Source organism: Nonomuraea sp. NPDC049709 (assembly GCF_040674815.1).
Lineage (GTDB): Bacteria > Actinomycetota > Actinomycetes > Streptosporangiales > Streptosporangiaceae > Nonomuraea.
Window position 1 is genome coordinate 1 of record NZ_JBFANM010000089.1, and the last position, 12,993, is coordinate 12,993.

Consider the following 12,993-nt stretch of genomic DNA (forward strand, 5'->3'; position numbering starts at 1 on the left):
CGATTCTTGCGGCCTGTTCCCACCTTTTCTACCCTTTTTCCGCCCCTCCGCGTGTTGTCGGCGTGTGGGCCGCCGCGCGCCCCCGCCCCCCCGCCGCGCGGCCCGGCGGGCGCCCCCCCCACGGCCCGCGCGACGGCCATGGAGTGCGCGTCCCCGTCGGGCAACGCCCGCGCCGCCGCCGCGAAGTCCCGGTCGAGCAGCAGCCTGCCGAACGCCCCGACCTCGTCGTCAGCCAGGGCGAACGCGGCCCGCGCGCCCTCCATGTCGTCGAGCCTGACCCTGGTGAACCCCAGCGGCAGCGCGGCCCGCGCCCGCTCCCCCTCGGCGATCAGCCACTCGTGCAGGCGGCACGCCGCCAGCAGGTCGCCCTGCCTCTCGTACAGCGCCACCAGGCCCGCGGCGGACTCGATCCGCAGCCCCTTGTTCCCGGTCCCGAGCACCGACTCGTACGCGGCCCGCGCCTCCCCCGGCGCGCTCTCCGCGACGAGCCCGCCCAGCAGGTACGCCACCCACGGCGCCAGCGCCGGATGCCCGTCCGCCCTGGCCCGGCGCAGCAGCTCGACCGCCTCGTCCGCGCCCGCCAGCACGTCCCTGCAGATCACCGCCGTGTACGACAGCGCCAGCGGATCCCCGGACTCCGCAGCCGTGCGGAACATCCCGGCCGCGTCCGACAGGTCGTACCCGATGGAGGCCAGCACCTGCGCGAACACGGCGGTGCCGATGGCCGAGACGGCCGGGTCGGGGTGGTCCATGGCATCGCGGTACCGGAGCAGGCCCTCCTCCCTGCCCAGCCGCTGGTGGTCGAGCATCGCGCCCAGCACGGGATGCGGCTCCGCGCCCGACGCGCGCAGCAGGTGCAGCAGGAAGGCCGCGTTGAACCCCTGGAGCACGTCGTCGCCCTCGGCCACGTACGCCAGCAGCTCGTCGGCCTGCTCCCGGTCCCCCTCGCCCAGCTCCAGCTCCGCCAGCGCCACCATGGCGCGCAGCGACTGCTCGGCGGCCCCGGAGTCGGCGGCCCGGCGCAGCAGCCGCCTGGCCTCGGCCAGCTCTCCGGCCCTCAGGCGGGCCAGGCCGTCGTCGGTGTCCTGGAGCGCCTGCTCCTCGACGGGGTCGGCCAGCGGCTGCTGCCTGGCGGCGTGCTCCAGCAGCAGCGCGGCCTTGAACGCGGCGTCGGGGTCCTCGTGCCGGGACGCCAGCGCGGCCAGCTCCATGATCTCGTCGTGGACCTCGGGGTGCTGTTCGAGGAGCAGGCCGAGCAGCGTGACGCAGACGGAGGCCCACTCGTCCTCGCCCGCCTCCAGCACGGCGCGCAGCGCGGCCAGCGCCGCCGCGGTCTCGCCGGCCTCGGTGTGCATCTGGGCCAGGCAGGCCTGGGCCTGCACGACGTACTCGCGCTGGCCGCTGGCGATCACCCGGCGGAAGATCGCCTTGGTCTCCTCCTCGTCGCCGAGCTGCGCGGTCACCTTGGCCAGCTCGACGAGCGAGGGCAGCCGGATGTCGGGCCTGGGGTCCTCGGCGGCCACCCGGTAGGCGGCGGCGGACTCGGCGTACTCGCCCAGGTCCACCAGCACCGCGCCGAGCAGCTTGTGCGCCAGGGCGTGGTGGTCGGGGTGGCCGACGGCTATCGCGTGCTCGCACATCTCGCGGGCCGAGCCGAACTCCTCGGCCTCGGCGTACATCTGGTAGAGCCGGAACGCCGACTGCGCCACCACCTCCGGGTCACCGCAGGTCAGCAGCTCCCGGAAGTCGTCCTCGTCCTCCGCCGCGTCGTACAGGTCACGCGCCGAGGCCGGGTCCTGGTGGAACTCGGGCAGCTCCAGCCGCGCGGCCAGCTCGGCCACGGCGGGGCTGTTACACCTGCGGGCCCGCTCCAGCGCCGCCTGCGCGCCCGGCGCGTCCCCCATCTGGGTGAACACCAGTACCAGCGCCGTGTCCGCGAGCGCGGCCACCTCGAAGTCGGCGCCGTCGGAGGCGATCATCAGCACCCGGTGCGCCGCCGCCCACTCCTCGGCATTGACCAGCATCATCCCCATGGCGATGGCCGAGCGCTGGCCGAACACCGGGTCACCCGACTGGATCACCGATCTGTGCGCCGCCTCGGCGCCGTCCAGGTCCCCCCGCTCCTGCAGCAGCCCGGCCAGCAGGTGAGACGCTTCCGGGTCGCCCGTGGCCGCGATCTGCCTGAACAGCGCCGCGGCCTCGTCGAGATCTCCCGCTTTCCAATGGTTCATGGCCGCGTCGAGCTGTTCTGACGCCATCGCTCACTCCAAGGTCATCCAACAATGTGAAAAAGCTACACATGTGTCACTCTCGTCACACCGCATTCCGAGATCTCCTGTCCTCCCGCCGGGAAGTACGGGAGCGCCGTAGCGTAGTGGTCATGGCGAAGGCGTTCTGGATCGATCAGGAGTTCGACAGGGACCGTGACGGGCGCTATGCCGTACACGTACGCAAGAACCTGGACGAGTTCGAATGGGGCGACATCGCACCCGTACGTTTCGCCTGCACGGCCTGGCGCCTGGCCACGCCGCCGTCACTGACCCCCGGCTACGTCCGGTGGGACCGGCGCATCCTGGAGGCGACCTGCCACCGCAACACCTGGGACGGCACGCTCTACGCGCGCGTCCGGGTCGTCTCGCCGCTGCCGGAGGAGCTGCGGCGCTCGCGGACGTGGTGGCGCGACCGCGGCTGGCTGGGCTGGCAGGAGACCTTCGGCCAGTACGTCGATCCGACCCAGCAGGACCTGGCCCGGATCCCGTTCCTGCGGGCCACGCTGCTCGTGGAGGCACCGGTCCCGCTCGACGACCTGCCCCCGGAGCCGGAGGGCCCGCACGAGGAGGTCGAGCAGAGCGCCCACCGAGCGGTGACGGTCCTGGCCCGCGAGCTCAACGCCCTCGTCTCCCCCGTCCTCGACCAACTCACCTGACTCCCTCCCCACCCGAGCCCCCGAACCCCCGAGCACCCGAGCCCCGACCGCCGTTCCCCTCCGCTGGATCCCGGCCGCCCTTCTCCCTCCCGCAGGACCCCGGCCGAAGTGCGGCGGGAAAGGGCCGGGCGGTGGGCGACGTGCTACGCGCCGGTCGCCCCGTCGATCAACTCCCGCAGGATGTCCAGGTGCCCGTTGTGCCGGGAGGTCTCCTCGGTCATGTGCCCGATCACCCACCTGAGCGTCAGATGGCCCCCGCGGCTGTCGACCCCCTTCGACCGCTCATCCAGGGAGACCCCCTCGATCAGCCCCCGCACCTTCTGACACTGCGCCTCGTACTCGGCGACGACCTCCGCCAGCGGCATCCCCAACGCCACCGTGAACTCGGCATCCGGATCTTTCTCCGTCCACGGCCCCCGGTCCGCACCACCGAGGAACATCACCTCGAACCAGTAGTGCTCGTTCCACCGCAGATGGTTCACCAGCCCCGAGATCGTCATCAGCGGTGACGTCGCCAGCGGCGCCCGCCTGGCGTCCTCGTCGCTCAACCCCTTGCACTTCTCCACCACCGTGGCCCGCGCGTAGTCGTGAAAAGTGAGCAGTGTGGCGCGCTCGTCCCATGTGTCGGGAGTGTCAGTCCTATCCATCGCACCAGCATGCCTGATCCTTCCGTGGGTAGCAGAGGTCCATGAGAACGCCGCTCGTCGTGCTGGTGACGGCCCTGGTCGTCAGCGCTTGCGCCGTGGACACGGCCTCGCCCGCGCGGGCGGCCGAGCGTTTCCACGCCGCCCTCTCCGCCCATCAGGAGGAGGCCGCGTGCGGGATGCTCGCCCGCAAGACCGCCGACAAGCTGCCCGACCCCGGCCAGACCTGCGCGGACGCGCTGCGGGAGCTGCGGCTCGGCCCGGGCGGGCGGGTCACGGAGGTGAGCGTGTGGGGCCAGGAGGCGCAGGTACGGCTGGCCGGCGACACGCTCTTCCTGCACCGCTTCACCGACGGCTGGCGGATCAAGGCCGCGGGGTGCGAGCCGGTTCGCGACCTCCCGTACGACTGCGAGGTGGATGACTGATGCGCGTGATGTTCACGCTGACCATGCTGGTGATCGTGGTCGGCCTGGCGGGGTTCTACACGCTGGGCTGGTCGAAGTTGTGAGGTGGCTCAAGGAGAACTCCCTGGCGCTGGCCTTCCTGATCATGTTCCTGCTGGCCGTGGGCGGGCAGGCGGTGGCCGGGATGATGGAGTTCAACGACCAGCAGCTGGCCGAGGGCGCCGAGCCCGTCTCACTCCTGCACTACGTGGCCTCCTCGGCGTACGCGGTGAACGTGGCGGAGAACTGGCAGTCGGAGTACCTGCAGTTCTTCCTGTTCATCATGCTCACCGTCTGGCTCGTCCAGAAGGGCTCACCGGAGTCCAAGCAGCCGCACATGGCCGGGGCGGAGTCGGACAAGGACCAGCAGATCGGCCGCTACGCCGGCGACCACTCCCCGCGCTGGGCCAGGGCCAGGGGGTTCAGGCTGTGGCTGTTCAGCAACTCGCTCGGCCTGGTGATGGGGACCATCTTCCTGCTGTCGTGGCTGGCGCAGTCGGTGGCGGGGCAGGCGGCGTACAACGCCGAGCGGCTCGGTGACCTGCGCGACCCGGTCTCGTGGGGCTCGTACATCACCTCGCCCGAGTTCTGGGACCGCAGCCTGCAGAACTGGCAGTCGGAGCTGCTGGCCGTGCTGTCGATGGTGGTGCTGTCGATCTACCTGCGCCAGCGGGGCTCACCGGAGTCGAAGCCGGTCGGGGCGGCTCACACGGCCACCGGTGTGGAGGGCTGACCGGTGACCACGGCGACGATGCGGGTGCCGGGCGCGAAGGCTCCCTGCCGGGCGAGGTCGACGATTCCGTAGAGCATCTTCGCCACATAGACCGGCTCGACTCGATATTTCGCGATAAATCCGTCCAAGGCGGGGGTCGACCTGGCGTACCCGCCGAAGTGATAGTCCAGGTTGATCGACCAGTTCGACCACGTACGCCGGAATGCCTCCCTCTGCAACCTGGCCACCTCCCCTTCCAGGAACCCACCCCCCTTCAGCACCGCGAACCCGAGCGCCCGCTTCCCCTCCGGCAGCCCCGCCGAGATCCCCGCCAGCGTCCCCCCGGTCCCGACCGGACAGCAGATGACGTCGTACGCGTCCGGGTCGATCTCCCCCGGCAGCTCCGCGCAGCCCCGCACGGCCGCCGCGTTGCTCCCGCCCTCCGGCAGGATCGTCACGTCCTCGCCCCAGCGCGCCCGCAGCCCGGCCAGCACCTCCTCGGTGTGCTTGCGCCGGTAGGAGGCCCGGTCGAGGTAGGTGATCGTCATGCCGCAGGCCACCGCGCGGGCCAGCGACGGGTTCAGCGGCAGGTGCTCCTCGCCCCGGATGACCCCGATCGTCTCGATCCCGTGCCGTGCCCCGGCCTCGGCCACGGCCCTGATGTGATTGGAGTAGGCGCCGCCGAAGGTCAACAGCCGGGAATGGCCCAGGTTGTACTTGAGCTTGCGCGGTTTGTTGTCATCGTTCTTCAGGAACACCCGGACCTGACCGAGCCCTGGATCCAGGAGCTCCTCCATGGCGCTAGTCTACGGTCGGGCCTTTGTTGAGGAGTGTTCGATTATGCGCGTTGTTGAAGCTTTTCGTGCCGCCTTCGGCGCGTCTCCCCAGACCGTCTGGCATGCGCCGGGCAGGGTCAACCTGATCGGTGAGCACACCGACTACAACGACGGCTTCGTGCTCCCGTTCGCGGTGCCGTGGGGCGTGACGGCGGCTCTCACGCCGCGCACCGACGGGACCGTCCGCCTGCTGTCCCTCCAGTCCTCCTCCGGCGAGCCGGTCACCATGGCCACCCACGAGGAGTCCAAGGGCTGGACCCGCTACGTGGTCGGCGTCCTCGAGATGCTCGGCGACCGGGTCTCGGGCGCCGACATCGCGATCGACGGCGACGTCCCGCAGGGCGCCGGGCTGAGCTCCAGCGCGGCCCTGGAGGTGTCCGTCGCCTCGGCCCTCAACGACGTGCACGACCTGGGCATGACGCCCATGGAGCTCGCCCTGCTCAGCCAGAAGGCGGAGAACGACTTCGTCGGCATGCCCTGCGGCATCATGGACCAGGCCGCCTCGGCGCTGTCCAAGGAGGGGCACGCGCTCTTCCTCGACTGCCGCTCGCTCGGCTCCCGCAACATCCCGCTCGACCTGGCCGCCCACGGCCTGAGCATGCTCATCATCGACACGCAGGTGCACCACGAGCACGCGGGCGGCGAATACGCCAAGCGCCGCGCCGAGTGCGAGTCGGCGGCCCGCAAGCTCGGCGTCGCCGCCCTGCGCGACGTCACAGACCTCGCGGGGGCGCTGGCGCAGCTCAAGGGCGACGAGCGCAAGCGCACGGAGCACGTCGTCACGGAGAACCACCGCGTGGAGGCCCTCGTCGGCCTGCTGCGCGCGGGTGCCGTCACGGAGATCGGCGCCCTGCTCAACGCCTCCCACCTGTCGCTCAGGGACCTGTACGAGGTGTCGTCGCCCGAGCTGGACGTGGCCGTGGAGGCGTCGATCAAGGGCGGGGCGCGCGGCGCGCGGATGACAGGCGGCGGGTTCGGCGGCTCGGCGATCGCGCTGGTGCCGGTGGAGCGCCTGGACAGCGTCCAGGAGTCGGTCTCCGCCGCGTACGCCGAGCGCGGCTTCCAGGCCCCCCGCTTCCTCCCGGCCACCCCGGCCCCCGGCGCCCGCCGCCTGGCCTGACCCGTACGTACCGGGCCGGAGGAGCCACCTCCGGCCGGCGCGAGGTCAGAGGGGCGGGAAGTTCGGCGGGCGACGCTCCAGGAAGCTCGCGACGCCCTCCGCGAAGTCCGGCCGGCCGAACGAGGCGATCATCTCCTGGGTGGCCGTCTTGGCCGACTCCTCCAGCGTGGCGTCCCAGTCGTGCCACACCTGCCGCTTGATCACCGCCATCGAGGCCGGCGAGCTGTGCGCCGCCACGTCACGGGCGTACTCGCGCACCTCGTCGAGCAGCCTCTCCCCCGGCACCGCCCGGTTGGCCAGCCCCAGCTCGTACGCCTCCCGCCCGGTGAACACCCGCCCCGACAGCAGGATGTCCATCGCCCGCTGCTGCCCCATGACGCGCGGCAGCACCCAGGAGAGCCCGTACTCGGCGACCAGCCCCCGGCGCGGGAAGGCCGTCGTCCACTTGGCCTCCTCGGCCGTGAAGACGAGGTCGCAGACGAGCGCGTGCACCATGCCGAGCCCCGCGCAGGCCCCGTTGACGGCGGCGATGATCGGCTTGCGGATCGTCGTGGGGAAGGTGTTGGGGCGCGGATCGGGCACCTCGTCGTACGAGCCGCCCTGGATGGCGGTCAGCGTCTTGAAGTCGGCCCCGGAGCAGAACCCCTTGCCCGCGCCGGTGACCACCACGACGCGCACCCCCGGATCCTGCTCGGCCTCCGCCAGCAGGTCGAAGTAGCGCCGTCCCATGGCATCGGTCCAGGCATTGAGCGTGTCGGGCCGGTTGAAGGTCAGGGTGAGCACACCCTGGTCGTCGAGCGTCGAGAGCACGAGTTCCGCCATGCCCTAACAGAACCATGTTCTAGGCCGGGAAGGCAAGGATACGGTGATCGGGTGAATCGAGATCTGGTGTGGGACGGGTGCCACAACGTACGCGATCTGGGCGGCCTGCCGGCCGGGGACGGGCGGCGTACGCGCTGGGGGGCGGTGGTGCGCTCCGACACTCCCGACCGGCTCACCCCGGCCGGATGGGCGGCGGCAGCGGCCCACGGCGTACGCACCATCGTCGACCTGCGCACCCCCGGCGAGCACCACGCCGCCCCCGGCCACCGGCCGCCCGGCATGACCGTCGTCAGCGTGCCCCTGGACCGCCCAGACGACCCCGGCCGCGAGATGTACGGGACACCGCTCTACCTGCGGCCGTTCCTGGAACGCTGGCCGGACCGCTGCGCCCGCGCCCTGCGCGCCATCGCGCAGGCGCCGCCCGGCGGGGTGCTGGTGCACTGCGTGGCGGGCCGCGACCGTACCGGCCTGATCGCCATCCTGCTGCTCGCGCTGGCCGGCGTCGCGCCGTCCACCATCCTCGCCGACTACGAGCGCTCCGCCGCCCGCCTCCGCCCCCTCTACGCCCTGCTCGGCCAGCCCGACAACGCCCTCCGCGTCGAATCCCGCCTGACCACCGCCGGAACCACCACGTCCGAGGTCATCCTGGCCCTGCTGGCAACCCTCGACATCGAAGCCACCCTGACCGCCGCCGGCCTGTCCCCCTCCGACCTCACCACCCTCCGCACCCGCCTCACCACCCCAGCCCCGCCCCCACCCAGCCCCACCTTTGACCCCGCCCACCCAGCCCCACCCCTGACCGCTCTGCCCGCCCAGCCGCCCACCTGATCGCTCTGCCCGCGCTGCCGCCAGCCACCTCAACGGGGCCCCGCGCAAGCAGGAGCGGCTTGCCCGGAAACGGACGGAAACGGGGACGGGCTCAGCGGTGGTGGACAAAGGCGGGGGTGAGGACGCGGGTGTCGTAGTAGCGGTGGAAGACAGGCGTGGCGCCGCCCGACAGCGGCGGCACGATCCACGACCAGTCGGCCGGGCAGACCCGCCCCGCCTTCTCCTCCCGCTCCAGGTGCGTCAGGAAGCGACGCGACTCCGTGTGATGATCGGTCATCGTCACCCCGGCCAGCTCGAACGAGTGCAGCACCGCCACGTTCAGCTCCACCAGCGCGTGGTCCCGCCACAGGGACCGCTCGGTGGAGGTGTTCAGCCCGAGCCGCTCCGCCACCACCTTGAGCTGGTCGTACCGATCCTCGTCGGCCAGGTTGCGGGCGCCGATCTCGGTGCCCATGTACCAGCCGTTGAAGGGCGCGCAGGGATAGCAGATGCCGCCGATCTCCAGGCACATGTCCGAGATGGCCGGTACGGCGTGCCAGCGCAGCCCCAGCTCCGCGAACCACGGATAGTCGGGGTGCACCAGCGGCACCTCCAGCACGGCATCTCCAGGCAGGTTGCACAGGAGCGGGTCGCCGAGCGGCGGCTGGATGACGAGCGGCAGCACGTCGAACCGGCCGCCCCGGCCACGCCACCCCAGGGCGGAGGCGGTCTCCGTGAGCGCCACGTTGCGCGGATCGCCCACGACGCCGTCGGCGGTGCGGTACCCGGCGTAGCGGATGAGCTGGTCGTTCATGATCCGGGGGCCGCGCAGGGCGGGGGTGTCGGGGGGCAGGACGGTGACGACGGGCCTGAGCTTGCCGTTGCCCGTGGCCTCGCGCAGGTGGGCCACGCATTCGAGGGCCACCCCCTCGGCCGAGCCCACCTCCCGGCGGTCGCGCACCTTCAGCGAGCGCCAGTACAACCGCCCGATGCACCGGTTGCTGTTGCGCCAGGCCACCCTGGCCCCGAACTCCAGCTCCTCGTACGTGTGCGTGTAGGTCCCGTAACGGGCCACGTCCCTGGCGATGTCGCGCAGGCGGGCGTACAGGCCTCCGGCGGAAGGGTTCTCGGCGTGGAAGAGTTTGATGAAGCGCTCCGCCTCGCGGAGGTCGGTGGTGCGCTCGATCACCGCCTGGGCGGCGAGCGCGTCGAAGGGACGAAGGGACCTGATCCAGGTAGGCACGCGGCAACCAGCACTTCTCCGTCACGGATCGTCCCGCCGATTCCGGGTCGGCGACACGTCCTGGTGATGGCGCCCTCTCCTCGCCACCGTCACGACTTCCCGCGGCTCCGGCCACGCGAGCGACCGGAGCTCCCATTTTTCCGCGCCCCGGCCTGTCTTGTCCCGCGAATCAAAAAACGTGTGATCATCACATTACATAGCGTGAAATGGCGGACGCCCCCGAGACTCTCGGAGACGCCCGCCCCGGAAAGGTCACCTCTTGACGACGTCGTCCCACACGCACGTGAGGTGGATGACGCGCTTGTGGTGCCAGCGCTTGCCCGCCACCTTGCCCCGCACCTTCGCCGGCAGCTCTCCGGCCGGAACGCTGATCGCCAGCCGGTCGGCGGGCACGACCATGACGCCGTCCTCGACGACGGTCTCGGCGAGCTCGGGCTCGATGAACCGTTCGTCGACGAGCTCGGCGACCTTGGCCTTGGAGAACTTCACGGCCTCGCCGTCACTCGTCCAGCACGTGAGCCTGCCGCTGTACGGCACCGGCTTGCCCGGCTCGTGCACCTTGACCTTCTCGCCGTGCCCGCCGTGCACCCTGACCGGCCCGTCGTCCGCCAGCGCGGACCCGGCCATACCACCCAGCCCGAGCACGACCGCCGTGGCGACGATCGCGAGACGTCGCTTCACCATTGGGATCTCCTCCCCGAGACGATTTCGACGCTCCCGAGAGTGCCGCGCCGCGCCTGAAGCGAGCCTTAAGACAGCCGAAGAGATCTTCAGGTACGCCGCCGGGGACAACCGCGACCACACGAAAGAGGCCCCTCCCGGAACCCGGGAAGGGCCTCGCATGTCATGCTCCCGCGATAGGACTCGAACCTATAACCTGCCGGTTAACAGCCGGCTGCTCTGCCGTTGAGCTACGCGGGATTGAGTTGTTTGCCCACTTCGCCGGGGCCGCTAGGCCCCTTCGCTGTGCGCAGGAATAGATTAGCGCACTCCGGGAGTGCGTGTCGCATCGCGAGCGGGGTAGGCCCGGAGACAGCGGAGGTGCAAAATGCGTTATCGGATGACATTCGCTGTTGGTCTGGCCATCGGCTACGTGCTGGGCAGCCGGGCCGGCCGCGAACGGTATGAACAGATCAAGCGGACGGCGCAGCGCGTCGCCGACAACCCCCGGGTGCAGGAAGTGGCCGGGGTGGTCGGGGCGCAGGCGTCGAAGTTCGCCGGGATGGCCAGGACGAAAATGGGGGACACGCTGCAGCAGCGGATCCCGTTCCTCCACTCCGACGGTCACCAGCCCGAGACCGGCACCGGCTGGCCCGACGAGGACGCCGTGGACCAGAAGGCCCGCGAGAGCGGCATCCCCTACTGACGACGGGGCATGGGCGTGCGGAGGCCGAAGTCACGTGCCCGAAGTCACGTGCCCGAAGTCACGTGCCCGAAGTCACGTGCCCGAAGTCACGTGCCCGAAGTCACGTGCGGAGGCCGGACACGTCACACGCCCATGCTGCGCCGCACGCCCTCCAGGGCCTGCTCGGCCTGCGCGCGCAGGCCGGGGTCCTCGGGGTCGAGCCCGTCGTCGAAGACGAACGTCCACCCGAGCATCTCGCCGCCCGGCCGGCGCCGGGCCACCAGCCGCACCCCGCCCCTTCCGGGCAGGCTGACGTGCTTGTTCACCACGATCGTGGAGTTGACGCGCTCCCGCACGGTCTCGGGCAACATCCGCGGCTCGGAGATCCGCTCGAAGTGCCGGACACCGTCCATGGTCAGCACGCGCACCCCCTCCTCGTCCCACGACGCCTTGTCGATGTTCTCGTACGGCACCCGCGTCCCGTCCGACAGGTGGAGCGCGAGGTTCGTGGCCACCACGAAACCGTCATTCGCCGCGGCGAAGGTCAGCACCCGCTCCCCCTGCTCGATGGTCAGGGACTTGCGCACGTCGGCGGGCAGGCGGCGGAAAAGGCTCATTCCACCACCGTATCGGCGAGCAGGTCGAGGGTGAGCGCCGCGCTCCACGAGAAGTCCCGGCAGCCGCGCCCGCTGCCGTCGAAGGGGTCGAAGCACTCGCGGAAACCGGCCTGCCGGACCAGCCTCAGGGTGCCGTTGGTGAGCTGCTGGCCGAGCTGGTCGAGCGAGTGCACGGCGGCGGCCCTGCGCAGCAGCCAGTTGGTGTTCACCCAGGAGGGGCCGCGCCAGTAGCGCGTACGGTCGAACTGGGCGGCGCGGATCTCGCAGCTCGGCACGGGATAGCCGGTGGCCCCCATGAACCTGGCCGACTCCAGCACCTCCACGGCGGCGTGCAGGCGGTCGGTGGGCAGCCCCGGGTCCAGCAGCGGCCCGAACGCGCCGACGGTGCACACCCGGATGAGCCGCCCCGCGCGCAGGTCCCTGGCGTAGAAGCAGCCGTCCCAGAGGCGGTCGAGGAGGGCCTGCCGGATGCGCTCGGCGTGCTCGGCGATGGGCACGGGATCGGCGCCGGCCAGCGGCGCCAGCTCCGCCATGGCCAGGCAGGAGGCCAGCCAGATCCCGTTGAACATGGGGTCCTCGATGGCGAACGGGTGCTCGTCGCGCAGGTATTCGGGGCTGTAGCCGGCGTCGCGGTAGCGCATGGCCAGCCAGACGTAGCGGTCGTGGTCACTGTCGGGGTGGCGCTCTTCCATCTCGACGTTGCGGTAGCCGTACCGGATGACCGGCAGCGCGTTCAGCGGCTCGTCCCAGGCCGGGCTGTCGTCCATGCCCGACTCCCAGGGATGCACGATCGCGGCCAGCCCGGCGCCGCCCAGGTCGCGGGCCGAGGCGAGGTAGGCGTGCTGGGCGGCCAGCGCCGGGTACGCCTCCCTGACGAACGCGGCGTCGCCGGTGTGCCGGTAGAGCCACCACAGCGCCAGCGCGTGCAGCGGCGGCGCGGTGAGCCCGGAGGTGAGCACGTGCGGCGCGGCGGCGTGCTCCTGCGATCGCCACACGGAGGGCCCCGGAAAGTACGCCTCGCGCGTGTGGAAGACGATGTGCGGCACCATCCCGGTCGCCCACTGCCCGCGCAGCAGGCTGAGCAGCTCGTCGCGGGCCCGGTCCGGCCGGTGCCTGGCCAGGCCGATGACGACGAACGCGGAGTCCCAGCTCCATTGGTGTGGATAGAGCCCTGGTGCGGGCACGGTGCCAGTGCCTGTCCAGTTCGCCTCGAGCACGGCCAGCGCCTCACGCCCGAGCGCGGCATCGTCAACCGCCGGCCGCGCCTCCATCACCCAACTATGACTGGGGATGCCTCAGGAAGCTATGTCCTCTTGGCCCACTTCGACAGGAGCATGACGCCCAGCACCACGGCGCCGATGATGAGACCCCACTTGAGCAGCGTGAGGGCGAAGCCCACGAGGGGGCCGAGCAGTACGAGCGCGGCGACGACGGCCGCGATGATCAGAAGTATGCGTCCCATGCCTGCAACGCTAAGA

15 protein-coding genes and 1 tRNA gene are annotated in these 12,993 nt (G+C 71.2%); 6 read left to right on the forward strand and 10 right to left on the reverse strand.

Going from position 1 to position 12,993, the window contains the following annotated elements; genetic code table 11:
• On the reverse strand, positions 1-2,258 hold a 2,258-nt coding region (locus AB0J69_RS51760), incomplete at its 3' end, for a hypothetical protein (protein ID WP_364134210.1).
• 122 nt (positions 2,259-2,380) lie between these two features.
• Here AB0J69_RS51760 and AB0J69_RS51765 point away from each other — a divergent pair.
• Complete coding sequence (locus AB0J69_RS51765; RefSeq protein ID WP_364134213.1) at positions 2,381-2,926, forward strand: hypothetical protein; 546 nt, start codon at positions 2,381-2,383, stop codon at positions 2,924-2,926.
• 143 nt (positions 2,927-3,069) lie between these two features.
• Here the strand turns inward: AB0J69_RS51765 and AB0J69_RS51770 are convergent, their stop codons facing one another.
• Positions 3,070-3,573 (reverse strand): DinB family protein, encoded by a 504-nt coding sequence (locus AB0J69_RS51770; RefSeq protein ID WP_364134216.1) that lies wholly within the window; start codon positions 3,571-3,573, stop codon positions 3,070-3,072.
• 41 nt (positions 3,574-3,614) lie between these two features.
• Here AB0J69_RS51770 and AB0J69_RS51775 point away from each other — a divergent pair, with 41 nt between their 5' ends.
• Both AB0J69_RS51775 and AB0J69_RS51780 read left to right on the forward strand, forming a co-directional pair.
• On the forward strand, positions 3,615-3,995 hold the full coding sequence (locus AB0J69_RS51775) for a hypothetical protein (RefSeq protein WP_364134219.1): 381 nt from the start codon (positions 3,615-3,617) through the stop codon (positions 3,993-3,995).
• A gap of 79 nt (positions 3,996-4,074) precedes the next feature.
• Entirely contained in the window at positions 4,075-4,746 is a 672-nt protein-coding gene (locus tag AB0J69_RS51780) for a DUF6766 family protein (protein WP_364134222.1), read from the forward strand.
• Here the strand turns inward: AB0J69_RS51780 and AB0J69_RS51785 are convergent.
• A complete protein-coding gene (locus AB0J69_RS51785) occupies positions 4,719-5,522 on the reverse strand; it encodes a pyridoxal-phosphate dependent enzyme (RefSeq protein WP_364134225.1) in 804 nt (267 codons plus the stop codon). The genes AB0J69_RS51780 and AB0J69_RS51785 overlap by 28 nt on opposite strands.
• A 43-nt stretch (positions 5,523-5,565) precedes the next feature.
• Between AB0J69_RS51785 and galK the strand changes: the two genes are divergently transcribed.
• A complete protein-coding gene (galK, locus tag AB0J69_RS51790) occupies positions 5,566-6,681 on the forward strand; it encodes a galactokinase (RefSeq protein ID WP_364134228.1) in 1,116 nt (371 codons plus the stop codon).
• Positions 6,682-6,726: 45 nt separating this feature from the next.
• Here the strand turns inward: galK and AB0J69_RS51795 are convergent, their stop codons facing one another.
• The gene (locus AB0J69_RS51795) at positions 6,727-7,503 is read right to left on the reverse strand and encodes an enoyl-CoA hydratase-related protein (protein ID WP_364134231.1); all 777 of its coding nucleotides are present in this window, start codon (positions 7,501-7,503) and stop codon (positions 6,727-6,729) included.
• 51 nt (positions 7,504-7,554) lie between these two features.
• Here AB0J69_RS51795 and AB0J69_RS51800 point away from each other — a divergent pair, with 51 nt between their 5' ends.
• Positions 7,555-8,331, forward strand: a complete 777-nt coding sequence (locus tag AB0J69_RS51800) for a tyrosine-protein phosphatase (protein WP_364134234.1) — start codon at positions 7,555-7,557, stop codon at positions 8,329-8,331.
• Between the two features lie 91 nt (positions 8,332-8,422).
• Here the strand turns inward: AB0J69_RS51800 and AB0J69_RS51805 are convergent, their stop codons facing one another.
• The 3 genes from AB0J69_RS51805 to AB0J69_RS51815 form a co-directional block, all read right to left on the reverse strand.
• On the reverse strand, positions 8,423-9,553 hold the full coding sequence (locus AB0J69_RS51805; protein WP_364134237.1) for a nitric oxide synthase oxygenase: 1,131 nt from the start codon (positions 9,551-9,553) through the stop codon (positions 8,423-8,425).
• A 252-nt stretch (positions 9,554-9,805) separates the two neighbouring features.
• On the reverse strand, positions 9,806-10,237 hold the full coding sequence (locus AB0J69_RS51810) for a hypothetical protein (protein ID WP_364134240.1): 432 nt from the start codon (positions 10,235-10,237) through the stop codon (positions 9,806-9,808).
• A 165-nt stretch (positions 10,238-10,402) separates the two neighbouring features.
• Positions 10,403-10,474 (reverse strand) — tRNA-Asn (locus AB0J69_RS51815).
• A gap of 127 nt (positions 10,475-10,601) precedes the next feature.
• Between AB0J69_RS51815 and AB0J69_RS51820 the strand changes: the two genes are divergently transcribed.
• The gene (locus AB0J69_RS51820; protein ID WP_364134243.1) at positions 10,602-10,919 is read left to right on the forward strand and encodes a YtxH domain-containing protein; all 318 of its coding nucleotides are present in this window, start codon (positions 10,602-10,604) and stop codon (positions 10,917-10,919) included.
• A gap of 122 nt (positions 10,920-11,041) precedes the next feature.
• Here the strand turns inward: AB0J69_RS51820 and AB0J69_RS51825 are convergent, their stop codons facing one another.
• From AB0J69_RS51825 to AB0J69_RS51835, 3 genes are read right to left on the reverse strand one after another with little or no spacing between them, the layout of a single operon-like run.
• Positions 11,042-11,515: a hypothetical protein gene (locus tag AB0J69_RS51825; protein WP_364134246.1), complete on the reverse strand. Its 474-nt coding sequence runs from the start codon at positions 11,513-11,515 to the stop codon at positions 11,042-11,044.
• The gene (locus AB0J69_RS51830; RefSeq protein ID WP_364134249.1) at positions 11,512-12,786 is read right to left on the reverse strand and encodes a hypothetical protein; all 1,275 of its coding nucleotides are present in this window, start codon (positions 12,784-12,786) and stop codon (positions 11,512-11,514) included. Before AB0J69_RS51830 ends, AB0J69_RS51825 begins: the two co-directional genes overlap by 4 nt.
• A 32-nt stretch (positions 12,787-12,818) precedes the next feature.
• Positions 12,819-12,977 (reverse strand): hypothetical protein, encoded by a 159-nt coding sequence (locus tag AB0J69_RS51835; protein WP_364134252.1) that lies wholly within the window; start codon positions 12,975-12,977, stop codon positions 12,819-12,821.
• Positions 12,978-12,993 lie beyond the last annotated feature (16 nt).

Excerpts from the sequence above, each read along its gene's own strand:
- AB0J69_RS51765 (WP_364134213.1), top strand. The coding sequence starts at position 2,381 with ATGGCGAAGGCGTTCTGGATCGATCAGGAGTTCGACAGGGACCGTGAC.
- AB0J69_RS51770 (WP_364134216.1), bottom strand. The coding sequence starts at position 3,573 with ATGGATAGGACTGACACTCCCGACACATGGGACGAGCGCGCCACACTG.
- AB0J69_RS51775 (WP_364134219.1), top strand. The coding sequence starts at position 3,615 with ATGAGAACGCCGCTCGTCGTGCTGGTGACGGCCCTGGTCGTCAGCGCT.
- AB0J69_RS51785 (WP_364134225.1), bottom strand. The coding sequence starts at position 5,522 with ATGGAGGAGCTCCTGGATCCAGGGCTCGGTCAGGTCCGGGTGTTCCTG.
- galK (WP_364134228.1), top strand. The coding sequence starts at position 5,566 with ATGCGCGTTGTTGAAGCTTTTCGTGCCGCCTTCGGCGCGTCTCCCCAG.
- AB0J69_RS51795 (WP_364134231.1), bottom strand. The coding sequence starts at position 7,503 with ATGGCGGAACTCGTGCTCTCGACGCTCGACGACCAGGGTGTGCTCACC.
- AB0J69_RS51810 (WP_364134240.1), bottom strand. The coding sequence starts at position 10,237 with ATGGTGAAGCGACGTCTCGCGATCGTCGCCACGGCGGTCGTGCTCGGG.
- AB0J69_RS51820 (WP_364134243.1), top strand. The coding sequence starts at position 10,602 with ATGCGTTATCGGATGACATTCGCTGTTGGTCTGGCCATCGGCTACGTG.
- AB0J69_RS51825 (WP_364134246.1), bottom strand. The coding sequence starts at position 11,515 with ATGAGCCTTTTCCGCCGCCTGCCCGCCGACGTGCGCAAGTCCCTGACC.
- AB0J69_RS51830 (WP_364134249.1), bottom strand. The coding sequence starts at position 12,786 with ATGGAGGCGCGGCCGGCGGTTGACGATGCCGCGCTCGGGCGTGAGGCG.
- AB0J69_RS51835 (WP_364134252.1), bottom strand. The coding sequence starts at position 12,977 with ATGGGACGCATACTTCTGATCATCGCGGCCGTCGTCGCCGCGCTCGTA.